The 22,045-nt window shown below is 73.1% G+C and carries 21 protein-coding genes; 16 read left to right on the top strand and 5 right to left on the bottom strand.

The window, feature by feature from the left end; genetic code table 11:
• Positions 1 to 127: 127 nt before the first annotated feature.
• The 5 genes from tsaB (at position 128) to ACIQF6_RS05415 (ending at position 3,579) form a co-directional block, all read left to right on the top strand.
• Complete coding sequence (gene tsaB, locus ACIQF6_RS05435; RefSeq protein WP_400890439.1) at positions 128 to 775, top strand: tRNA (adenosine(37)-N6)-threonylcarbamoyltransferase complex dimerization subunit type 1 TsaB; 648 nt, start codon at positions 128 to 130, stop codon at positions 773 to 775.
• Between the two features lie 21 nt (positions 776 to 796).
• Positions 797 to 1,300: a ribosomal protein S18-alanine N-acetyltransferase gene (gene rimI / locus ACIQF6_RS05430; protein ID WP_400890437.1), complete on the top strand. Its 504-nt coding sequence runs from the start codon at positions 797 to 799 to the stop codon at positions 1,298 to 1,300.
• Positions 1,293 to 2,372 (top strand): tRNA (adenosine(37)-N6)-threonylcarbamoyltransferase complex transferase subunit TsaD, encoded by a 1,080-nt coding sequence (gene tsaD / locus ACIQF6_RS05425; RefSeq protein ID WP_400890435.1) that lies wholly within the window; start codon positions 1,293 to 1,295, stop codon positions 2,370 to 2,372. The genes rimI and tsaD overlap by 8 nt, the downstream gene beginning before the upstream one ends.
• Positions 2,373 to 2,383: 11 nt before the next feature.
• Positions 2,384 to 2,629, top strand: coding sequence for a hypothetical protein (locus tag ACIQF6_RS05420; protein ID WP_400890433.1), 246 nt, complete (start codon positions 2,384 to 2,386; stop codon positions 2,627 to 2,629).
• A gap of 71 nt (positions 2,630 to 2,700) precedes the next feature.
• Positions 2,701 to 3,579: a polysaccharide deacetylase family protein gene (locus tag ACIQF6_RS05415; RefSeq protein ID WP_400890431.1), complete on the top strand. Its 879-nt coding sequence runs from the start codon at positions 2,701 to 2,703 to the stop codon at positions 3,577 to 3,579.
• Here ACIQF6_RS05415 and ACIQF6_RS05410 read toward each other — a convergent pair.
• The 3 genes from ACIQF6_RS05410 to ACIQF6_RS05400 are packed head-to-tail and all read right to left on the bottom strand — an operon-like array spanning position 3,555 to position 5,457.
• Positions 3,555 to 4,733: a methyltransferase domain-containing protein gene (locus ACIQF6_RS05410; protein ID WP_400890429.1), complete on the bottom strand. Its 1,179-nt coding sequence runs from the start codon at positions 4,731 to 4,733 to the stop codon at positions 3,555 to 3,557. The genes ACIQF6_RS05415 and ACIQF6_RS05410 overlap by 25 nt on opposite strands.
• Positions 4,734 to 4,755: 22 nt before the next feature.
• On the bottom strand, positions 4,756 to 4,953 hold the full coding sequence (locus ACIQF6_RS05405; protein ID WP_400890427.1) for a hypothetical protein: 198 nt from the start codon (positions 4,951 to 4,953) through the stop codon (positions 4,756 to 4,758).
• Between the two features lie 48 nt (positions 4,954 to 5,001).
• Positions 5,002 to 5,457: a hypothetical protein gene (locus ACIQF6_RS05400; protein ID WP_400890425.1), complete on the bottom strand. Its 456-nt coding sequence runs from the start codon at positions 5,455 to 5,457 to the stop codon at positions 5,002 to 5,004.
• Between the two features lie 253 nt (positions 5,458 to 5,710).
• Here ACIQF6_RS05400 and groES point away from each other — a divergent pair, with 253 nt between their 5' ends.
• The 3 genes from groES (at position 5,711) to ACIQF6_RS05385 (ending at position 9,010) form a co-directional block, all read left to right on the top strand.
• Positions 5,711 to 6,016 carry a co-chaperone GroES gene (gene groES, locus ACIQF6_RS05395; protein WP_014136232.1) on the top strand — a complete coding sequence of 102 codons (306 nt, stop codon included), beginning with the start codon at positions 5,711 to 5,713 and terminating at the stop codon, positions 6,014 to 6,016.
• 99 nt (positions 6,017 to 6,115) lie between these two features.
• Complete coding sequence (groL, locus tag ACIQF6_RS05390) at positions 6,116 to 7,750, top strand: chaperonin GroEL (protein WP_400890423.1); 1,635 nt, start codon at positions 6,116 to 6,118, stop codon at positions 7,748 to 7,750.
• Between the two features lie 258 nt (positions 7,751 to 8,008).
• Positions 8,009 to 9,010: a LysR family transcriptional regulator gene (locus ACIQF6_RS05385; RefSeq protein ID WP_400890421.1), complete on the top strand. Its 1,002-nt coding sequence runs from the start codon at positions 8,009 to 8,011 to the stop codon at positions 9,008 to 9,010.
• 118 nt (positions 9,011 to 9,128) lie between these two features.
• Here ACIQF6_RS05385 and ACIQF6_RS05380 read toward each other — a convergent pair whose 3' ends face one another.
• Positions 9,129 to 9,455 (bottom strand): WhiB family transcriptional regulator, encoded by a 327-nt coding sequence (locus ACIQF6_RS05380; RefSeq protein WP_100587200.1) that lies wholly within the window; start codon positions 9,453 to 9,455, stop codon positions 9,129 to 9,131.
• A 536-nt stretch (positions 9,456 to 9,991) separates the two neighbouring features.
• Here ACIQF6_RS05380 and ACIQF6_RS05375 point away from each other — a divergent pair.
• The 4 genes from ACIQF6_RS05375 to ACIQF6_RS05360 all read left to right on the top strand — a co-directional run bounded on the left by ACIQF6_RS05375 (position 9,992) and on the right by ACIQF6_RS05360 (position 14,552).
• Positions 9,992 to 10,603 carry a response regulator transcription factor gene (locus ACIQF6_RS05375; protein ID WP_014136228.1) on the top strand — a complete coding sequence of 204 codons (612 nt, stop codon included), beginning with the start codon at positions 9,992 to 9,994 and terminating at the stop codon, positions 10,601 to 10,603.
• Positions 10,604 to 10,801: 198 nt separating this feature from the next.
• Positions 10,802 to 11,521, top strand: a complete 720-nt coding sequence (gene shbA / locus ACIQF6_RS05370; protein WP_400890418.1) for an RNA polymerase sigma factor ShbA — start codon at positions 10,802 to 10,804, stop codon at positions 11,519 to 11,521.
• A 228-nt stretch (positions 11,522 to 11,749) separates the two neighbouring features.
• Positions 11,750 to 13,252 carry an IMP dehydrogenase gene (gene guaB / locus ACIQF6_RS05365; protein ID WP_400890416.1) on the top strand — a complete coding sequence of 501 codons (1,503 nt, stop codon included), beginning with the start codon at positions 11,750 to 11,752 and terminating at the stop codon, positions 13,250 to 13,252.
• Positions 13,253 to 13,433: 181 nt separating this feature from the next.
• Positions 13,434 to 14,552 carry a GuaB3 family IMP dehydrogenase-related protein gene (locus tag ACIQF6_RS05360; protein WP_400890414.1) on the top strand — a complete coding sequence of 373 codons (1,119 nt, stop codon included), beginning with the start codon at positions 13,434 to 13,436 and terminating at the stop codon, positions 14,550 to 14,552.
• Between the two features lie 72 nt (positions 14,553 to 14,624).
• On the opposite strand, the gene ACIQF6_RS05355 is transcribed toward ACIQF6_RS05360, so the two are convergent.
• On the bottom strand, positions 14,625 to 15,254 hold the full coding sequence (locus tag ACIQF6_RS05355) for a hypothetical protein (protein WP_400890412.1): 630 nt from the start codon (positions 15,252 to 15,254) through the stop codon (positions 14,625 to 14,627).
• Between the two features lie 326 nt (positions 15,255 to 15,580).
• On the opposite strand from ACIQF6_RS05355, the gene ACIQF6_RS05350 reads away from it, so the two are divergent.
• From ACIQF6_RS05350 to ACIQF6_RS05335, 4 genes are all read left to right on the top strand, one after another.
• Positions 15,581 to 17,251 (top strand): serine/threonine-protein kinase, encoded by a 1,671-nt coding sequence (locus ACIQF6_RS05350; RefSeq protein WP_400890410.1) that lies wholly within the window; start codon positions 15,581 to 15,583, stop codon positions 17,249 to 17,251.
• A 123-nt stretch (positions 17,252 to 17,374) separates the two neighbouring features.
• Entirely contained in the window at positions 17,375 to 18,469 is a 1,095-nt protein-coding gene (locus tag ACIQF6_RS05345; protein WP_400890408.1) for a protein kinase, read from the top strand.
• A gap of 158 nt (positions 18,470 to 18,627) precedes the next feature.
• Positions 18,628 to 20,259, top strand: coding sequence for a protein kinase (locus ACIQF6_RS05340; protein ID WP_400890405.1), 1,632 nt, complete (start codon positions 18,628 to 18,630; stop codon positions 20,257 to 20,259).
• Between the two features lie 155 nt (positions 20,260 to 20,414).
• The gene (locus ACIQF6_RS05335) at positions 20,415 to 22,022 is read left to right on the top strand and encodes a succinic semialdehyde dehydrogenase (RefSeq protein ID WP_400890403.1); all 1,608 of its coding nucleotides are present in this window, start codon (positions 20,415 to 20,417) and stop codon (positions 22,020 to 22,022) included.
• Positions 22,023 to 22,045: the final 23 nt, after the last annotated feature.

The following is a 22,045-nucleotide window of genomic DNA, read 5'->3' as shown; positions in this document are numbered from 1 at the left end:
CTCCTCAACGCTCCGCGTTCACGTCCGAGGCCCATCGTGCCAGGTCCGGACCGCCGCTTCGGCCTCTTCCGATCGTGTGTTCCCGGCCGGTGCGGGCACCCGCGCCGGACCCTCTAACCTTGAACGCGTGCTCCTCCTCGCCTTCGACACCGCCACCCCCGCCGTCACGGCCGCCGTCCACGACGGCGAGCGCGTGCTCGCCGAGTCCTACGAGGTCGACGCCCGCCGGCACGGCGAACTGCTGCTGCCCACCATCGACGCGGTGCTGCGCGCCGCCGGCGTGGACAAGCGACAGCTCACCGACCTGGCGGTCGGCGTCGGCCCCGGCCCGTACACCGGCCTGCGGGTCGGCCTGGTGACCGCCGCCGCGCTCGGCGACGCGCTCGGCCTGCCCGTGCACGGCGTCTGCACCCTCGACGCGATCGCCCACCAGGCCCGCACCGAGGGCCTGGACGGCGCGTTCACGGTCGCCACCGACGCCCGCCGCAAGGAGGTCTACTGGGCCTCCTACGACGCGTCCGGCGCCCGGGTCTCGGGCCCGTCGGTGGACCGCCCGGCCGAGATCGAGCCCGGCGAACGGACGGTCGGCGCGGGCGCGCTGCTGTACGGCCTGCCGGCGGCGAGCGGCCCCGAGCACGTCTCGGCGGGCGCGCTCGCCGACTTCGCGGTCCGCGAGCTGGCCGCCGGCCGCGAGCTGCTGCCGAACGCCCCGCTGTACCTGCGGCGCCCGGACGCGCAGGTGCCGGCGGGCTACAAGGCGGTGCTTCCGGCGTGACGCGGACGGGACTCTCCGGCCGTGGCTAGGTTCTCGCTGCGTCCCATGCGCTGGTGGGACATCGAGCCCGTCATGGCGCTGGAACACCTGCTGTTCCCCGACGACGCCTGGTCGCGCGGGATGTACTGGTCCGAGCTGGCCGAGGCGTACCCGGGCGGCAGCCGGCACTACGTGGTGGCGGTGGACGAGGGCGACGCGGTGGTCGGCTACGCCGGGCTGATGGCGGTCGGGGTGGACGGCGACGTGCAGACCATCGCGGTGGAGGCCGGGCACCAGGGGGCCGGCCTCGGGGCGATGCTGCTGACCGAGCTGATCGAGGAGTCGGTCCGGCGCGGCTGCGCCGAGCTGCTGCTGGAGGTGCGGGTGGACAACCTGCGCGCGCAGCGGCTGTACGAGCGGTTCGGGTTCGAGCCGGTCGGCATCCGGCGGGGCTACTACCAGCCCGCCAACGTAGACGCACTGGTGATGCGTCTGGACCACCTGGCAAGCGATGCAAGCGATCTGAAGGATCATCACAATGGCTGACGAACCGCTCGTCCTCGGTATCGAGACCTCCTGCGACGAGACCGGCGTCGGCATCGTCCGCGGCACCACGCTGCTCGCCGACGCGGTGGCGTCCTCGGTGAACGACCACGCCCGGTTCGGCGGCGTCGTCCCGGAGATCGCCAGCCGCGCGCACCTGGAGGCGATGGTCCCCACCATCCGGCGCGCGCTGGACACCGCCGGCGTCAAGGCGAGCGACCTGGACGGCATCGCCGTCACCGCCGGCCCGGGCCTGGCCGGCGCGCTGCTGGTCGGCGTGAGCGCCGCCAAGGCGTACGCGTGGGCGCTGGACAAGCCGCTGTACGGCGTCAACCACCTGGCCTCGCACATCTGCGTCGACCAGCTGGAGCACGGCCGGCTGCCCGAGCCGACCATGGCGCTGCTGGTCTCCGGCGGGCACTCCTCGCTGCTGCTCAGCGGCGACATCACCTCGGACGTCCGCCCGCTCGGCGCGACCATCGACGACGCGGCCGGCGAGGCGTTCGACAAGGTGGCCCGGGTGCTCGGCCTGGGCTTCCCGGGCGGGCCGGTGGTGGACCGGATGGCCCGCGAGGGCGACGGGAAGGCGATCGCGTTCCCGCGCGGCCTGAACAACGCCGGCGACCCCGCCTACGACTTCTCGTTCTCCGGCCTGAAGACCGCCGTGGCGCGCTGGGTGGAGGCCAAGCGGCGGGCCGGCGAGCCGGTGCCGGTGGCGGACGTCGCCGCGTCCTTCCAGGAGGCGGTCACCGACGTGCTCACCCGCAAGGCCGTCCGGGCGTGCAAGGACAACGACGTCGACCACCTGATGATCGGCGGCGGCGTCGCCGCGAACTCCCGGCTGCGCGAGATGGCGCAGCAGCGCTGCGACAAGGCCGGCATCGTGCTCCGGGTGCCGCGCCCGGGCCTGTGCACCGACAACGGCGCGATGGTGGCGGCGCTCGGCGCGGAGATGGTCTGGCGCAACCGGGCCGCGTCCTCGTTCGACCTGTCGGCGGACTCCTCGCTGCCGGTCACCGAGACGCACGTCCCCCACACGGACTTCCACGCCCACGCGGCGGAGGCCCTGAAGTGACCCTGGCGGCCATGTGGGAGGCCCGCGCGGCCGACGGCCGGGGGAGCGAACTGCACACCTGGGCGCGGGAGTTCGCACTGCCCGCGGTGCGCGCGGCGGCCGGCCTGGAACGGGTCGAGCTGTTCACCGCGCCCGGCGACCGGGTGCTGCTGATCGCCCTCTGGGCCGGCGAGCCGCAGCCGGTGCCGGAGCCCCCGGCGGGGCTGCTGGCGCGCCCGGTGCACCGGTGGACCTTCACCCGGACGGATGTCGGTTAGGCAACCGCGGAGCCGGTAGCGTTCGTCCGGAACATCGACACGTCTGTAGATCTGAAGAGCGGGGGACACCGGTGACGAACAGGGTCCGGATCGGTTACGCGGCGGGCGCGCTCGCCGTGCTGCTGGCGGCCAGTGGGTGCGGCAGCTCCGCGCCCGCCGCGAAGTCGGCCGCCCCTGCGCAGCCCGCCCCCGCCACCGCCGGTGCGCCGTCCGCCGCGCCGTCGGAGCCCGCGCAGGACACCGCCGGCGACGCCGCGTGGGCGAAGTGGGGCCTCAAGCCGCTGGCCAAGGCCCCCGCGGCGCCCGCCGACAAGCCGATCAAGCTGGCCAGGACCGGGACGGTGCCGGTGTTCAGCGAAGTCCCCACCCAGGACAAGGTCGTCTTCATCACCATCGACGACGGGGCCGAGAAGGACCCCAAGTTCGTCCAGATGCTCACCGACCTGAAGGTGCCGATCACGATGTTCCTGACCAAGGACATCGTCAAGAACGACTACGCCTACTTCAAGCCGCTCCAGGCGCTCGGCAACACCATTCAGAACCACACCGTCACCCACCCGCAGATGAGCAAGATCCCGGCTGCCAGGCAGAAGTTCGAGATCTGCGACGACCAGACCGCCCTCACCGAGCAGTACGGCACCGCCCCGTACCTGTTCCGCCCGCCGTTCGGCGACGGCGCGAACACCCCGACCCTGAACACCTCGGTGCAGGAGTGCGGGCCGCGCGCCATCGTGCTGTGGCGCGAATCCATGCAGATCCACGACATGCAGTACCAGGCCGCCGACAAGAAGCTGAAGAACGGCGACATCATCCTCGCCCACTTCCGCGGCCCGTCCGAGCTCAAGGGCGAGAGCATGACCGCGATGTTCGGCGAGATGCTCGCCCGCATCCAGGAACAGGGCTTCGCCGTCGCCCGCCTCGACGACTACATCGCCAAGCCCGCCGGCTGACCCAGCATCATCACCGGGCCGGCCGCGGTACGGGCCACGATCACCGTCACCGCGTTCGGCCCGGACGGCTTCAACTGCCGCCGCAGCTCCTCCGGGACCACCGACGCCCCGCGCTTCTTGATCACCACGGTGCCGATCCGGCGCTCCTTCACCAGCGCCTTCAACTTCTTGACGTTGTACGGCAGTACGTCGGTCAGCTCGTACGCGTGCGCGTACGGCGTCGGGTGCAGCTCGTCCGAGGTGACGTACGCGATCATCGGGTCGATCAGCCGGCCGTTCGTCAGCTCCACCACCTCGGCGACCATCCGGCCCCGGATCACCGCGCCGTCCGGCTCGTACAGGTACCGCCCCACCGCGCCCACCGGCGGATCCGGCAGCGCCCCGCCGGCCAGCGAGTGCGGGCCCGGCAGCAGCGTCGCCCGGTACGGCTCGGCCGCCGCGGTGCCGAACCACAGCACCGCCTCCTTGACCTCGCCCCGGTCCGACACCCACTCCGCCTCGGCGCCCTCCGGCACCAGCTCGTGCGGGATCCCCGGCGCCACCTTCAACGCCCCGAACGGGGTGCGCCGGGCCGCCTCCACCGCCCACGACAGCGGCGGCGAATACGCCTCCGGGTCGAACACCCGGCCGCGCGAGGTGCGCCGCGCAGGGTCGGTGAACACCGCGTCGAAGCCGTCCGTGTCGATGTCCGCGACGTCCGCGCAGCGCACCTCCACCAGCTCCGACACGCCCAGCGCCGCCGCGTTCGCCCGCGCCACCTCGCAGGTCAGCCCGTCCCGGTCCACGGCCAGCACCGCGATCCCGGCCCGGGCCAGCGCGATCGCGTCCCCGCCGATGCCGCAGCACAGGTCCGCCAGCCGCTTCACCCCGAGCGCCGCGAACCGCCCCGCCCGCCACTCGGCCACGCTGCGCCGGGTCGCCTGCTCCACCCCGTGCTGGGTGAAGTACATCGACCGGGCGTCCGCCCCGAACTTCGCCTCCGCCCGCTGCCGCAGCCGCGCCTGCTCGAACGCCGCCCGCACCAGCTCCGACGGGTACTCCCGCCGCAGCCGGGTCGCCAGCGCCAGCTCCTGATCCGCGGTGAACTCCCGCAACTCGGCCAGCAGCGCCTGCCCCTGCTCGGTCAGCAGCGCCCGGAACGACTCGATCTCCACCGCACCATTGTCCCCGCCCCGCTCACCGGCCGATCACCGAGAACATCGTCGACACCGTCGCCCCGCCCGCACCGCGCCCGGCCTCCCGGTCCGCGCCCAGGCCGAACGCCATCGCCACGGACGCGTACGGAACGGAGCTCAGCAGCAGCAGCACCGCCGGCGGGACCAGCCGGAGCGTGTGGAACACATCCCGCCGCACGGACGGTCGACGCTTCGTCATGGCGCAAGCCCGGCGCGGGAGTCGGTGCGGACGCCCGAGTGCCCGCACTCAATCGTGGATCTCGGTGCTGTCCCCGTTCTCGTCCCAGCGGTAGCACTTCCCGCCGCTGTAACAGGCTTCGTACGGCACGTGCTTCCTGGGCTTCGGCGGCTCCGCCGGCTGGTGCGGGTACAGCAGCACCGCCGCCGCCACCGCGCCCGCCATCAGCACCCCCTGCACCGCCGCCGGCCGCCACTGCCGCGCCAGCAGCAGGGCCAGCACGATCAGCGTCAGCACCCCCGCGACCACCAGGGCCGCCCGGAACGGGGTGTGGCTGGCCACGTGGTGCCGGACCGGCGTCCCGTCCGCCTGGTGGCGCAGCGGCCCGTACGGGTGCGAGATCCCCATCAGCCAGTACGCCACGCCCGCCGCTGCCAGCAGCAGCGCGTCCAGCAGGACCAGCAGTGCCACCAGCCCGTGGAACCCGTGCTGCGGCTCCCCGGCGTCCTCCCCCGACTCCGTCATGCGGGCATTGTTCCAACGGGGAACGTATGTTCGGGTAGAAAACCCGGAATCCCGGGCCGGACCGAAACTCCGACACGACGTCGTTGGCACTCTGGTTGACTGAGTGCTAACGGCGTCCTAAGGTCGTTCCTGGCACTCCCCCCAGGGGGAGTGCTAACGCGAAGATGCGTGCCTGACCCCCGCGACGGCAGCTGCGCACCCTCGTCCACCTACCTGTAAGACAACCCCGTAATCTCCGAAGGGGAGCTCGGACGTGACCACCAGCAGCAAGGTTGCCATCAAGCCGCTCGAGGACCGCATTGTGGTCCAGCCGCTCGACGCCGAGACCACCACCGCCTCCGGCCTGGTGATCCCGGACACTGCCAAGGAGAAGCCCCAGGAGGGCGTCGTCCTGGCCGTCGGCCCGGGCCGCTTCGAGGACGGCCAGCGTCTGCCGCTCGACGTCGCCGTCGGTGACATCGTCCTGTACTCGAAGTACGGCGGCACCGAGGTGAAGTACCAGGGCGAGGAGTACCTCGTCCTCTCGGCTCGCGACGTTCTCGCCATCATCGAGAAGTAAGACGTCCCAGCCCGCCCCGGATCCGTGTCAGCACTGACAGGGGCCCGGGGCGCGGTTGTTGCTCCACGTACGCAGACCACACCCTGAGGAAACGGGACCATGGCGAAGACCCTGCAGTTCGACGAGGACGCCCGCCGCTCGCTGGAGCGCGGCGTCAACAAGCTGGCCGACACCGTCAAGGTGACCATCGGCCCCAAGGGCCGCAACGTCGTCATCGACAAGAAGTTCGGCGCCCCCACCATCACCAACGACGGTGTGACCATCGCCCGCGAGGTCGAGCTCGACGACCCGTACGAGAACCTCGGCGCGCAGCTGGTCAAGGAGGTCGCCACCAAGACCAACGACGTCGCGGGTGACGGCACCACCACCGCCACCGTGCTGGCCCAGGCCCTGGTCAACGAGGGCCTGCGCAACGTCGCCGCCGGCGCCGGCCCGGCCGCCCTGAAGAAGGGCATCGACAAGGCCGTCGCCGCCGTCTCCGAGCACCTGCTGTCCGTCGCCCGCGAGATCGAGGGCAAGGACGACATCGCCGCCGTCGCGTCCCTCTCCGCCCAGGACACCCAGGTCGGCGAGCTGATCGCCGAGGCGATCGACAAGGTCGGCAAGGACGGTGTCATCACCGTCGAGGAGTCCAACACCTTCGGCGTCGAGCTCGAGTTCACCGAGGGCATGCAGTTCGACAAGGGCTACCTGTCGCCGTACTTCGTCACCGACGCGGAGCGCCAGGAAGCCGTCCTGGAGGACCCGTACATCCTGATCAACCAGGGCAAGATCTCCAGCATCCAGGAGCTCCTGCCGCTGCTGGAGAAGGTGCTGCAGGCCGGCGGCTCCCGCCCGCTGCTGATCATCGCCGAGGACGTCGACGGCGAGGCCCTCTCCACCCTGGTGGTCAACAAGATCCGCGGCACCTTCAACGCGGTCGCGGTCAAGGCCCCCGGCTTCGGCGACCGCCGCAAGGCCATCCTCGGCGACATCGCCACCCTCACCGGCGGCCAGGTCATCTCCGAGGAGGTCGGCCTCAAGCTCGACCAGGTCGGCCTGGACGTGCTGGGCTCCGCCCGCCGCATCACCGTCACCAAGGACGAGACCATCGTCGTCGACGGCGCCGGCGCGAGCGACGCGGTCGCCGGCCGGGTCGCCCAGATCAAGGCCGAGATCGCCAACACCGACTCCGACTGGGACCGCGAGAAGCTCCAGGAGCGCCTCGCCAAGCTGGCCGGCGGCGTCTGCGTGATCAAGGTCGGCGCGGCCACCGAGGTCGAGCTCAAGGAGCGCAAGCACCGTCTGGAGGACGCCATCTCCGCGACCCGCGCCGCGGTCGAGGAGGGCATCGTCGCCGGTGGCGGCGCCTCGCTGGTGCACGCCGCGAAGGTCCTGGAGGACGGCCTCGGCCTGTCCGGCGACGAGGCCACCGGTGTCGCGGTCGTCCGCCGCGCCCTGGTCGAGCCGCTGCGCTGGATCGCCCAGAACGCCGGCCTCGAGGGCTACGTCATCACCTCCAAGGTCTCCGAGCTGGAGGCCGGCCAGGGCTACAACGCCGCCACCGGCGAGTACGGCGACCTGGTCAAGGCCGGCGTCATCGACCCGGTCAAGGTCACCCGCTCCGCCCTGGAGAACGCCGCCTCCATCGCCTCCCTCCTCCTCACCACCGAGACCCTCGTGGTCGAGAAGAAGGAAGAGGAAGACGCCGCGGGCCACGGCCACTCGCACGGCGGGCACGGCCACAGCCACTGAAGCGCTCGGCCGCTGGGCGGTAGGCACTGAAGGGGCGCGAGGAACTGCGCGACTGGCCCTGCACTCTCGTAGTGCGGGGCTCGGACCGCCAGGACCTCGCGCCCCTTCTGCGTGTGCGGATGTGGGTGGGGCTGGACGAGGGTGGTCGAGGGCGGACGGTTGCCTGGTTGGTCGCGCAGTTCCCCGCGCCCCTGATTTCGCACCCGCTCGCGCCCCTGTCTGCCCGCCGCCTGCTCCCGGCCCCCTAAGGTTGATGGCGTGATTGAAGCCCGCCACCTCCGTGTCCTGCATGCCGTCGCCCGGACGGGGTCGTTCTCCGCTGCGGCGCGGGAGCTGGGCTGCACGCAGCCTGCGGTGAGCCAGCAGATGAAGGCGCTGGAGAAGGCGGTGGACACGCCGCTGGTGGTGCGGTCGGGGCGGGAGATGCAGCTGAGCGAGGCCGGCCGGGTGCTGTTGAAGCACGCGAACGGGATCCTCGCGGGGCTGTCCGCCGCGGAGGAGGAGGTCGCGGCGATCGCGGGGCTGCGGGCGGGCCGGGTGCGGCTGGTCTCGTTCCCGACGGCGAGTTCGACGTTGGTGCCGCGGTCGGTGGCGCAGGTGCGGGCCGCGCATCCGGGGGTGCGGGTGTCGCTGGTGGAGGCGGAGCCGCCGCAGGCGTTGGCGATGCTGCGGGGCGGCGAGTGCGAGGTGGCGCTGGCGTTCCGGTACCCGGACTCGCAGGGCGGTCTGAGTCTGCCGTCGCCGCACGCGACGCTGCGGGAGGCCCGCGCGGAGGCGACGTTGGAGGCGGCGGCGACGGCCGCCGCGAACGACTGGTCCGAGCTGGTGGTGCGCCCGCTGCTGGACGATCCGCTGGTGGGGCTGGTGCCGGCCGGGCATCCGCTGGCGGGCCGGGGCGAGGGCGAGCCGGTGGATCTCGCGGAGCTGGCGAAGGAGCAGTGGATCGCCGGCTGCCCGCAGTGCCGGGGGCATCTGGTGGAGCTGTGCACGGACGCGGGCTTCGCGCCGGCGATCGAGTTCGCCACGGACGACTATCCGGCGGTGGTGGGCCTGGTGGGCGCGGGTCTGGGGGTGGCGGTGCTGCCGGGCCTGGCGCTGGAGTCGGTGCGGCACCCGGGTGTGGCGGCGGTGCCGGTGCGGGTCGCGTCGGGGGAGCCGGCACGGCGCGAGGTGGTGGCGCTGACCCTGCCGGACCTGGCAGGGGTTCCGGCGGTGGAGCTGATGCTGGACCAGCTCGCGGCGGCGGCCGCCGCCCGCTGAGGCGTCCGCGCCGCCTGGGGAGGGGCGGCGCAACGCATACAGGGAAACGTTTCTTCAGCTGCCTGATGTCCGGTGCCGCGATTCGCGACGGGGGCATCCGCGGCCGCTCATCGGGCGTTCAGTGGCGGACGGTCTGCGGCATCGCCAGCGGGACCTGGACCAGCCGGTTGCGGGAACGGCCGAGCAGCTCCTCGCGCTCGTCCTCGGTCATGCCGCCCCAGACCCCGTAGGGCTCGCGGACGGCGAGGGCGTGGGCCGCGCACTGGGCGCGTACCGGGCAGCGCATGCAGACCTCCTTGGCGCTCGCCTCGCGGGAGGTCCGGGCCGCGCCGCGTTCGCCCTCGGGGTGGAAGAACAGGGAACTGTCGACGCCGCGGCAGGCGGCGGAGAGCTGCCAGTCCCAGAGGTCTGCGTTGGGGCCTGGGAGGCGGGAGAAATCTGCCATGGCTCTTCCCTTCAAGGGCGCCGGACCTGGCGGCTCGGACGGGGTCGCACCGGCGAGGCTGCACGGGACCGATACGGACACCTGGAAATATGACTTACACCCAACTACACGGACAAGTCACCCACAGTCCGACACAACAGTCAATGACCTAACGGAAGCTATAAAAACGGACAAACGGTGCAATAGGTTTTGAGTCGCACCGCTCCCCGATCGGACCTCCGGCGGGGCGCGGACCGTGACCGGAAGGCGTGCGCGGCGCGGGCACCGCGCGCGAGCTGCACAAAAGTGCGGCGTGTGCACCGCGAGGTAGCTCTTGTGTGATGGGTTGGCCACGTACAGTGGTGGAGATGGACCTGAAGCCGTAACTCATTCGAGTGACGGTCGTTGGATGTACGGAGGCGGTCAGCGGGTAGGGCATCGGAATCGGTCGCGGGAGCGAGGCGATCGGAACGGCGTCAGTTCCCGGCGGCCGTGTCGGAGAGGTTCGTACCAGCCAGGAGGCTCAACGTGACGCGGATCAGCTGCGGAGGACGGTCATGACATCCGTACTCGTCTGCGACGATTCCCCGCTCGCCCGGGAGGCACTGCGCCGTGCGGTGGCGACCGTGCCCGGCGTGGATCGGGTGACCACTGCGACGAACGGTGAGGAGGTCCTCCGCCGCTGGGTGGCCGACCGTTCCGATCTCGTTCTGATGGACGTCCGGATGCCCGGACTGGGCGGGGTGGAGACGGTCCGCCGCCTGCTCTCGGCCGACCCGGGCGCCCGGATCATCATGCTCACCGTGGCCGAGGACCTGGACGGCGTGGCCCTCGCGGTCGCCGCCGGGGCCCGCGGCTACCTGCACAAGGACGCCTCGCGCGCCGAGCTGCGGGCCACCGTCACCCAGGCGCTGGCCGACCCGACCTGGCGCCTGGCGCCGCGCCGGCTGCGCAGCCCGGACATGGGCGCCGCACCGACGTTGACGGCCCGTGAGATCCAGGTGCTGGAGGGGATGAGCCACGGCCGCAGCAACGCGGAGATCGGCCGCGAGCTGTTCCTGTCCGAGGACACCGTGAAGACGCACGCCAGGCGGCTGTTCAAGAAGCTCGGCGCCTCGGACCGCGCGCACGCGGTGGCGCTGGGCTTCCGCTGGGGCCTGGTCCGCTGAGCGGGTGCGGGGACAACTGCGCTCGCTCGGACGTGTGACGTTGTGGTCCCGAGGCTGCACCATGGAGTAGTGGAGCACCTCGGGGACCAGCGGACAGGCAGGGGAGGCGGCACGGTGCACCCGGCGACGCATAACGTTCCGATGCACAAGTCCGGACGCGGTGCCGCGTTTTCCGGTCCGACCAGGCACCATGGACCGATGCATGACGACGAGGAGGCCGCCGGGACCGATCCGGCGCAGCCCGCCCCCGGGGGTGCGGCTGCCGGTCCGTCGTCGGCATCGGAGGGTCGGACGGCGGAATCCGACGGTGCGTCGGATCCGGGCGGCCGTCCGCAGGTCGCGGGTGCGACCTCGCCCGAGGAGGCCGCGCTGGTCGCGGCCGCGGTGCGCGGGGACGGCCCGGCGATCGAGGCGCTGCTCGGCTACGTGCTGCCGCTGGCACTGCGGTACTGCCGGGGCCGGCTGCTCCGGCTGCCCGGCGGGGCCCGGCACCATGTGGACGACGTGGCGCAGGAGGTGTGCGTCGCGGTGCTGTGCGCGCTGCCCCGCTACCGGGACACCGGCCGCCCGTTCGAGGCCTTCGTGTACGGGATCGCCGCGCACAAGATCGCCGATCTGCAGCGGGCCGCGATGCGCGGGCCCGGTTCGACGGTGATCCCGCCGGACGACCTCCCGGAGACCCCGGACGACTCGCTCGGCCCCGAGGAGCGGGCGCTGCTGTCCAGCGACGCCGCGTGGATCAAGGAGCTGCTGTCGAATCTGCCGGCCCGGCAGCGCGAGCTGGTGCTGCTGCGGGTGGCGGACGGGCTGTCGGCGGAGGAGACCGGCGAGGTGCTCGGCATGTCGCCGGGTGCGGTGCGGGTGGCCCAGCACCGGGCGCTGTCGCGGCTGCGGGCGCTGGCCGAGGAGTCCGGCTAGCCGGACCGCCCGGCGGGAAGAAGCGCGGGGGCGCGCGCGTTGTCAAGAGGGCGCGACGACTTGCCCCGCGACACCAGTACCATGGGGTATCGGCGCCTGGTCGGGTCGCCAAAGTTTCTCCGGTGTGCGCGCTCCTCGGTTGGAGGATCGTCCGAACGCCGGGCTTGGCGGCCGTAGAGAGCCCTGGCGCCCGTGCGCAGAACGACGGCCCGCCACGGAAGGTTCCCCATGTCTTACAACGCCGCCGGCGTACCCGAGAAGTTCGCCATGCTCGGACTCACGTACGACGACGTCCTGCTGCTGCCCGGGGCCTCCGAGGTGCTCCCCAACCAGGTCGACACCTCCTCGCGGATCTCCCGGAACGTGCGGGTCAACATCCCGCTGCTGTCGGCGGCGATGGACAAGGTCACCGAGTCGCGGATGGCGATCGCGATGGCCCGGCAGGGCGGCGTCGGCGTCCTGCACCGCAACCTGTCGATCGAGGACCAGGTCAACCAGGTCGACCTGGTGAAGCGCTCCGAGTCCGGCATGGTGACCGACCCGATCACCGTCGGCCCGGAGGCCACCCTGGCCGAGGCCGACGCGCTGTGCGCCCGGTTCCGGATCTCCGGCGTGCCGGTGGCCAACCCGGACGGCAAGCTGCTGGGCATCGTCACCAACCGCGACATGGCCTTCGAGACCGACCGCAGCCGCAAGGTCGCCGAGATCATGACGCCGATGCCGCTGATCACCGGCAAGGTCGGCATCTCCGGCGAGGACGCCATCGCGCTGCTGCGCCGCCACAAGATCGAGAAGCTGCCGCTGGTCGACGACGAGGGCCGGATCAAGGGCCTGATCACCGTCAAGGACTTCGTCAAGGCGGAGAAGTACCCGAACGCGGCGAAGGACGCCGAGGGCCGGCTGCTGGTCGGCGCCGCCGTCGGCGCCTCCGCGGAGGCGTTCGACCGGGCCCAGGCGCTGGTTGGCGCGGGCGTGGACTTCCTGGTGGTGGACACCTCGCACGGCCACTCGCACAACGCGCTGTCCTGGATCTCGAAGATCAAGGCCGCGGTGCCGGTCGACGTGGTCGGCGGCAACGTCGCCACCCGGGACGGCGCGCAGGCGCTGATCGACGCGGGCGTGGACGGCGTGAAGGTCGGCGTCGGCCCGGGCTCGATCTGCACCACCCGCGTGGTCGCCGGCGTCGGCGTTCCGCAGGTCACCGCGATCTACGAGGCCGCGCAGGCCTGCCAGAACGCGGGCGTCCCGATCATCGGCGACGGCGGCCTCCAGTACTCCGGCGACATCGGCAAGGCGCTGTGCGCCGGCGCCGACACCGTGATGCTGGGCTCGCTGCTGGCCGGCTGCGAGGAGTCGCCGGGCGAGCTGCTGTTCATCAACGGCAAGCAGTTCAAGTCGTACCGCGGCATGGGCTCGCTGGGCGCGATGCAGACCCGCGGCCAGGCGAAGTCCTTCTCCAAGGACCGCTACTTCCAGGCCGAGGTCTCCTCGGACGAGAAGCTGATCGCCGAGGGCATCGAGGGCCAGGTGCCGTACCGCGGCCCGCTGTCCGCGGTGCTGTTCCAGCTGGTCGGCGGCCTGCGGCAGACCATGGGCTACGTGGGCGCCGGGTCGGTCGACGAGATGCAGACCAAGGGCCGGTTCGTCCGGATCACCTCGGCGGGCCTCAAGGAGAGCCACCCGCACGACATCCAGATGACCGTCGAGGCGCCGAACTACACCTCCCGCTAAGGGGTGCGGTGGATCCGCCCGAGCCGCAGTCGACTGCGGCTCGGGCGGATCTTGCTGTCCGGGGCCTCCGCTTCGCGGAGTTCCCCGCGCCCCTGTCGGGGCGCAAAGGGGTTGTACGGGATACTTGGGGGGCGGCCGGGGTGACCCGGTCGGGAGATGGAAAGCAGCAGAAGGGCTCGAAGTGACTGAGATCGAGATCGGGCGAGGCAAGCGCGGCCGCCGGGCGTACTCCTTCGACGACATCGCCGTCGTCCCCAGCCGCCGTACGCGTGACCCGAAGGAGGTCTCGATCGCTTGGCAGATCGACGCCTACCGGTTCGAGCTGCCGTTCCTGGCGGCGCCGATGGACAGCGTGGTGTCGCCGCAGCAGGCGATCGCGATCGGGCAGCTGGGCGGCCTGGGCGTGCTGAACCTGGAAGGCCTGTGGACGCGGTACGAGGACCCGCAGCCGCTGCTGGAGGAGATCGCGTCGATCACCGACGAGGCGGACGCCACCCGGCGCCTGCAGGAGGTGTACGCCGAGCCGATCAAGGCCGAGCTGATCAAGGAGCGGATCAAGGAGGTCCGTGACTCGGGTGTGGTCACCGCCGCGGCGCTCTCGCCGCAGCGCACCGCCGAGTTCTCCAAGGCCGTGGTCGACGCCGGCGTCGACGTGTTCGTGATCCGCGGCACCACGGTCTCCGCCGAGCACGTGTCGGGCGCGGCCGAGCCGCTGAACCTGAAGCAGTTCATCTACGAGCTGGACGTCCCGGTGATCGTCGGCGGCTGTGCCACCTACACCGCCGCGCTGCACCTGATGCGCACCGGCGCGGCCGGCGTGCTGGTCGGCTTCGGCGGCGGCGCCGCGCACACCACCCGCAACGTGCTGGGCATCCAGGTGCCGATGGCGACCGCGGTGGCGGACGTCGCGGCGGCCCGCCGGGACTACATGGACGAGTCCGGCGGCCGCTACGTGCACGTGATCGCGGACGGCGGCGTCGGCTACAGCGGCGACATCCCGAAGGCCGTCGCCTGCGGCGCCGACGCGGTGATGATCGGCGCCGCGCTGGCCCGGGCCACCGACGCGCCCGGCCAGGGCTACCACTGGGGCATGGAGGCCGTCCACGAGGAGCTGCCGCGCGGCAAGCGGGTGCACCTGGGCACCGTCGGCTCCACCGAGCAGATCCTGGCCGGCCCGTCGCACACCCCCGACGGCACCATGAACCTGTTCGGCGCGCTGCGCCGGGCGATGGCCACCACCGGCTACACCGAGCTCAAGGAGTTCCAGCGGGTCGAGGTCACGGTCAACTCCGGCCGCTGATCCCGGCTCCCGCCGGTCGAACGGAGAAGGGCCCCTGCCGCATGCGCGGCAGGGGCCCTTTCCGATGCCCCGTCAGGAGTTGCCGAACTTCGTGGTGAGGCTGAAGCCCATGAACACGCCGATGGCGATGAACAGCGCCGACATCAGGTCGAAGGTCTCCTTCCAGGCCTCGAACAGCAGGTCGAAGTGGTCGGTGAAGACGGCCGTCACGTCCACGCCGGCCTGCTCGTGGACGATCAGCGCGAGGCCGAACATCTCGCCGAAGAACAGGCCGAGCACCGCGAGCACCGAGCCGAGCGGCGGCAGGACCGGGTGCTTGCCGCCGATCTTGCCGAGGGTGAGGCCGACGGCGGCGGCGATGCCGATGACCATCCAGGAGATCTCGTGGTCGATGGCCTTGACGATGAAGCCGTAGAGCAGGCCGACGGCCAGCGCGACGCCGAGGCCGGCGAGGATCGCCACCGGCACGTTCTTCGGGCCGGCGTGGGCGCCGGCCAGCGGGACGCCCACCGGGACGCCGCCCGGGGCGCCGGCGCCCCAGGCCGGGGTCTGCGGCGCGGCGGCCTGGGCGCCCGGAGCCTGGTCGGCGGGGGTGTAGGCGGTCTGCTGCGGGGCCTGGCCGTACGGAGCCGCCTGCGGGGCCTGGTCGGAAGGGGCCTGCGGCGGCGGGGCGTACGGGTTGTTCGGCTCGGGCGTGGTCATGGTGGTTCCCCCCGTTTGTGTGCAATGTGAAGAGCGCGCAGAGGCTAGCAGGGCGCGCGGACGATTGGACAGCGGTATTGCCGGCTCCGGTCGTTCGTGGACGGCTCACATGGTCGGGAGCGGTCGTTTTCGGTCGCTGAAGTGGTGCGGAAGGTGCACGAGGGGCGCACGGGGCGCGGGCCGGGTGGGGGTGGGTGGCCGGGCGGGGCGGCGGCAGGGGATGATGGTGCCCCGGCGTGCGACCGCCGCCCACGGTGGTCCGACATGCCGTCAGGTCCCGGCCGGGTGCCCGGCGAGGGCCGCAACACCATGGGGAGAGCGCACCGATGACGCAGCCGCAGGAACCGACCGGCCGACTGCTGGCGGACCGCTACCGGCTGGGCGAGGTGCTCGGCCGTGGCGGCATGGGCACCGTGTGGCGGGCCGAGGACGAGATGCTCGGCCGGGTCGTCGCGGTGAAGGAGCTCCGGATGACCGGGGCCGTCGACGAGGCCGAGAAGCACCGGCTGATCGTCCGCACCCTGCGCGAGGCCAAGGCCACCGCCCGGATCCGGCACACCGCCGCCGTCACCGTCTTCGACGTGGTCGAGGAGGACGGCCGGCCGTGGATCGTGATGGAACTCGTCGACGGCCGCTCGCTCGCCGACGTGGTCCGCGAGGACGGCCTGCTGTCGCCGGAGCGGGCCGCCGCGATCGGGCTGGATCTGCTCGGTGTGCTCGGCGCCGCGCACAGCCAGGGCGTGCTGCACCGCGACGTGAAGCCGTCCAACGTGCTGATCGGCGAGGACGGGCGCACCGTGCTCACCGACTTCGGCATCGCCAGCGTCGAGGGCGACACCTCGATCACCTCCACCGGCATGCTGGTCGGCGCGCCCTCGTACATCGCGCCCGAGCGGGCCCGCGGGCAGCGGCCCGGCCCGCCGTCCGACCTGTGGTCGCTCGGCGGCACCCTGTACGCGATGGTCGAGGGCGTCCCGCCGTACGACCGGGGTTCCGCGCTGGCCACGCTGACCGCCGTGATGACCGAGGAGCTGCCGCCGGCCGCGCACGCCGGGCCGCTGCTGCCGGTCATCCAGGGGCTGCTGGAGAAGGACCCCGCGAAGCGGATGGACGCCGACGAGGCCCGCGAGCTGCTGCAGCGGATCGTCGCCGGGAAGGCGCTGCCCGAGTCGGTGCGCGCCGCCGCCGCGCGGCCGGCCGCGCCGGTCGCCGCCGAGACCGCGACCCGGGCGCTGCCCGCGGACCCGGCCGCCGGCGCGGAGACCGCGGTGGTGGAGCACGGCGCGGCGCGGCGGCGGCGCGCGCTGCTGGCCGCCGGCGCGACGGTCGCGGTACTGGCCCTGGTCGCCGCGCTGGTGGTGCTGTGGCCCGCCGACAGGGGCAGCGGGGCGAACGCCGCGGACGCCGGGAACGCCGCGGCGTCCGTGTCGCCGTCGGACGCCGCGGGCGCGCCGCCGTCCGCGAGCCCGAGCCCGAGCCCGAGCGCCAGTGCCAGTGCCTCCGCGGACGCGGGGGAGCAGCCCGCGCCGACGACGACGGCCGGTCAGGTGCCGGACGGGTACCGGGTGTACAAGGACCCGTCGGGCTTCAGCATCACGCTGCCGGACTGGCTGGCCGACAAGGGCGCGGATTACCGCTCCACCAGCCGGCAGTTCGAGGGCAACGGGCTGCGGCTGGTGATCGACTGGCAGTCGCCCGCCGGGGACAGCGCGCTCAAGGACTGGCAGGCGTCCGACCGCTCCGCGACGATGCGGGACTACCGCAGGATCCGGGTCGAGTCGGTCGCCTACCGGGGCTGGACCAACGCCGCCGACTGGGAGTGGACGTACACCGGCAAGACCGGCACCCTGCTGCACTCGCTGAACCGGGGCTTCGTCACCGGCGACGGCAAGTACGGCTACGCGATCTACTGGACGATGCCGGAGTCCGTGTGGTCCGCGCCGGACGGCTCGCTGGCCCGGCGGATCGCCTTCGAGAGCTTCCAGCCCGCGCCGTAGCCGCCGCCCGCCGGAGCGGAAGCCTCCGGCGGGAAGGGGCAAGGGAGTTGAAAGGCCGTACCGGGAGGTGGCGGGGGCGGCCCGGGGCCGTAGGCTGGCGGCACTACGGCGTGAGGAACAGGCATGCGAGCGGCCCCTGGGCAGGTGGTGGCCGGACGGTACCGGGTGACGGACCGTCCGGACGGCGAGGTCGGTGTGCCCGCGGTGGACGGGCCCAGCGGCGCCCGGGTGCGGCTGTTCGCCCTGGAACTGCCCGAACTCGCGGAGCCCGAGCCGGTGCCGGACGCCCCGACGCCCTCGTACGGGGCGCGGCTGACCGCCCGGGTCGCGCAGGTCGCGGCCGCCGCGCCCGCCCACCCGCGGCTGCTGCGCGGACTCGCCGCCGGCCCCGAGGGCGAACTGCTGTGGGTCGCCGAGGAGTCGGTGACCGGGACGCCGCTGGAGCTGCTGCTGGGCGACGGGCCGCTGCCGCCGTACCGGGTCGCCGAGATCGGCGCCGACCTGGCCGGCGCGCTGCGGGCCGTGCACGACGCCGGGCTCACCCACGGCAACGTCACCGCCCGCACCGTGCTGGTCTGCGAGGACGGTGCGGCGATGCTCGGCGGCCTGCTGCTGGGCGCCGCCGAGGAGGAACTGTGCACGGCGCTCGGCGGCGAGGTGCCGCGCCGGGTGTACGAGACGCGTGCGCTCATGCTCGGACCGCTCGCCGAGCGCTGGGCGATCGACGCGGGCGCGCCCGCCGACACCTGGGCGCTCGGCGTGCTGCTGTACCGCCTGCTCACCGGCCACGGCCCGTACCCCGAGCACGACCTGCCGACGCTGCTCGCCGCCGTCCGCGACGGACGCCACCACCGGGCCGACGGCTGCGGCCCGCTGCGGCCGCTGGTGGAGCGGCTGCTGCACCCGGACGCCGAGGCCCGGCCCGACGCGGCCGCCGTCCAGCGGGAGTTGCGCGAGCTGCTGGTGTTCGCACCCGAGCCGTACCCGGACGGCCCGCCCGCCCCGCCGCTGCCGGAGCCCCGCACCGAGGCCGCCGCGCCGGCCGTCCGGCCGCGCGGCGCCCGGCAGAAGAAGCGTCCGCCGACGGCCCGTCAGAGTGCCGCGCCGGCCGGGCGTCCGCCGCGCGTCCCCGCGCGGCTGCTCGGTCCGCTGGTGCTGGCGGCCGTGCTGGTGCTGATGCTCGCGGCGCTCGCCGGGATCGTTCTGGTCGCAGGCTGAAAGCGGTCGGTCACCGTGCGATTCGCCACCCGGGGTGTGATTCCCGCGCGGCCCCGCGCAGCCTAGGCTTGCCTTCGAACCGTCGGTGCGAGTAGGCACACGAGGTGCCACGACCTCGTCCGACCGACGGTGGGGGGTCATTGAAGGGGGGGACGGTCATGGGCGCACAGGACCAGTCGACAGGCCGTCTGCTGGCCGGGCGGTACGCGCTCGGCGAGCGCCTGGGGCGCGGCGGGATGGGGACCGTCTGGCGGGCCAGGGACGAAATGCTGGACCGGGAGGTCGCCGTCAAGGAGTTGACGGTCAGCCACCTCTCGGAGGAGGACCTGGAGATCCTCCAGTCCCGGATGAAGCGCGAGGCCCGGGCCGCCGCCCGGATCAAGCATCCGGGCGTCATCACCATCCACGACGTGCTCGAACAGGACGGCCGGCCGTGGATCGTGATGGAACTCGTCGACGGCCGCTCGCTGTCCGAGGTGATCAGCCAGGACGGCACCCTGACGCCGCGTGAGGCCGCCGAGGTCGGCCTCCAGGTGCTCGCCGCGCTGCACCGCGGCCACCAGCTCGGCGTGCTGCACCGGGACGTCAAGCCCGCCAACGTGCTGCTCGAACACGGCACCGGACGGGTCGTGCTGCTCGACTTCGGCATCGCCAAGTTCGAGGGCGCGATGGAGATCACCCGCCCCGGCGACCTGGTCGGCTCGCCCGACTACCTGGCCCCCGAGCGGGCCCAGGGCCAGCGGCCCGGACCGGCCTCCGACCTGTGGGCGCTCGGCGCGACGCTGTACCACGCCGTCGAGGGCCAGTCGCCGTTCCGCCGCGACAGCCCGCTCGGCACCCTCACCGCCGTGGTCGACGAGCCGCTGCCGGAGTCCAACCGGGCCGCCGCCCTCGGGCCGGTGCTGGCCGCGCTGATGGCCAAGGACCCGGCGGAGCGGCCGGGCGCCGACGAGGCCGCGACGATGCTCCGCGAGGTCGCCGCCGGACAGACCGTCAGCATCCGCGTCCCGGAGCAGGCCGGCGAGGACCGGCAGCCCACCCAGCAGGTGCCGGTGGCCGACCGGGTCGAAGTCGAACCCGCCGGGACGCCCGCCGGGACGCCCGCCGGGACCGAGCCGGCGGCGACGCCGCCCCGGGTGCCGCCGCAGGGCGGGCCCGCGGAGACCGAGGCCCCGGCGTCGCCGCCCCGCAGCGGCGCCAGGCGCCGAATACTGACGGTGCTGGTCGCCGTCCTGGTGCTGGCCGGGGCCGGCGGCAGCGGATACTACGTCAGCCACCGGAGCCAGCACCCGTCCCCACCCGCGCCGACCCAGTCCGCCGTCGGCGACCCCGGCCTGCCGACCGCCCCCGCCGGCTACACCTGGCAGGAGGACCCGGCCGGATTCCGCTTCCTGCTGCCGACCGAGGGCACCTGGGTGCGCAGCGAGAGCGGCGGACAGATCTACTACTCGCCCGACGGGCGCGACCACTACCTGCAGTTCGCGGTGACGGTCGGTCAGCCGCTCGCCCCGCAGGAGCACCTGCTCCAGCTGGAGGCCACGCTCAGCAGGACGCTCAAGGACTTCCAGACCACCAGCCTGGCCGCAGCGCGGATCAACGACCAGGAGGGCGCCGTGTGGGAGTTCAGCTTCACCCAGACGGCGGGCGGGCGGCGGCACGCGAAGGAAGCGGAGTTCCGGCGCAGTGACGGCACGTCGTACATGGTGTACGTGTCGGGGCCGGAGAAGGACTGGACGCAGGGGCTGCGGCGCTTCACCACGGTGTTGAACAACTTCGTGCCGACGAAGTGAGCGCGGTCCGGTAGCGGGGGTCGCGGCCGCGTGCAGGTCATCGGCCGTGGCGCGATCCTGCCGCGGTCGTCCTCCGTTGCGCGCGGTTCCACGCGCCCCCGGTTTGTTGTTACCGCCGGGTACACAAGGCGGCGTCGAGCGCCTAGGCTGCCCGCATGACGGAGAGCACGAGCCGGGGTCGGCGCAATCCTGCGGCGAAGGGCACGGCGCGGACGGTCGCTTCGGCGGTGCCGGCGGCCGTGGTGGCGCGGTTGGCGAAGGGCGTCACGGCGTCCGGGGACGACGTGGTGGAGACCTGCGCGCCGCTGACCGGGGAGGTGCTGGCGACGCTGCCGGTGTCCGCGGTCGCGGACGTGGAGCGGGCGTTCGCCGAGGCGCGGCGGGCGCAGCCCGCGTGGGCGGCGCTGTCGGTGCGGCACCGGGCGGGCGTGCTGCTGCGGTTCCACGACCTGGTGCTGCGGCGGCAGGACGAGGTGCTGGACCTCATCCAGGCGGAGACCGGCAAGGCCCGGCTGCACGCCTTCGAAGAGGTGATGGCGGTCGCGTCCGCGGCCCGGCACTACGGGCGGACGGCGTCGTCGTACCTGCGGGACCGCCGTCGCGGGGGTGCGGTGCCGGGGCTGACCAGTGCGGTGGAGGCCCGTCGGCCCAAGGGCGTGGTCGGGCAGATCTCGCCGTGGAACTACCCGTTCGAGCTGTCGGTCGGCGACGCGCTGCCGGCGCTGGTCGCGGGCAACGCGGTGGTCAACAAGCCGGACACCCAGACGGCGCTGACCGCGCTGTGGGCGCGGGAGCTGTTCGTCGAGGCGGGGCTGCCGCCGCAGGTGTGGCAGATCGTGCTGGGCGAGGGCCCGGTGGTGGGCCCGCAGGTGGTGGAGCGCGCCGACTACGTGGCGTTCACCGGGTCGACCCGCACCGGGCGGGACGTGGCGCGGCGGGCCGCCGAGCGGCTGGTCGGTGCCTCGCTGGAGCTGGGCGGCAAGAACGCCATGCTGGTGCTCTCCGACGCGGACCTGGACAAGGCGGCGGCGGGCGCGGTGCGGGCCTGCTTCTCCTCGGCCGGGCAGCTGTGCATCTCGATCGAGCGGCTGTACGTGCACCGGTCGGTGGCGGACGCGTTCCTGGCGAAGTTCGCCGAGAAGACGTCGGCGCTGCGCCTCGGCGGCGGCCTGGCGTACGGCGCCGACATGGGTTCGCTGGTGTCGGGCCGTCAGCTGGAGACGGTGACCCGGCACGTCGAGGAGGCGGTGAAGGCCGGGGCGACCGTGGTGGCCGGCGGGCAGGCCCGGCCGGACCTCGGGCCGCTGTTCTTCGAGCCGACCGTCCTGGACGGCGTCACCCCCGAGATGGCGGTGTGCACGGAGGAGACGTTCGGCCCGGTGGTGTCGGTCTACCGCTTCGACACCGAGGACGAGGCGGTCGCCGCCGCGAACGCCACCCCGTACGGCCTGAACTCCAGCGTGTGGACCAGGGACACCGGCCGGGGCCGCAAGGTCGCGGCCCGGCTGCGCACTGGCACCGTCAACGTGAACGAGGCGTACGCCGCCGCGTACGGGTCGGTGGCGTCGCCGATGGGCGGCATGGGCGACTCCGGGCTCGGCCGGCGGCACGGCGCGGAAGGCATCCTGCGCTACACCGAGGCGCAGACCATCGCCGTGCAGCGGCTGCTGCCGATCGGGCCGTCGATGGGCCTGGACGACAAGAAGTTCGCCGAGCTGTTCACCACCGGCCTGAAGGTCATGAAGGCGTTCCGTCTGAAGTAGCAGGGCCGACGTGGCAGGGCCGT

This window comes from Kitasatospora sp. NPDC092948, assembly GCF_044754805.1.
Lineage (GTDB): Bacteria > Actinomycetota > Actinomycetes > Streptomycetales > Streptomycetaceae > Kitasatospora.
This window is presented reverse-complemented; position numbering and strand designations above follow the sequence as displayed.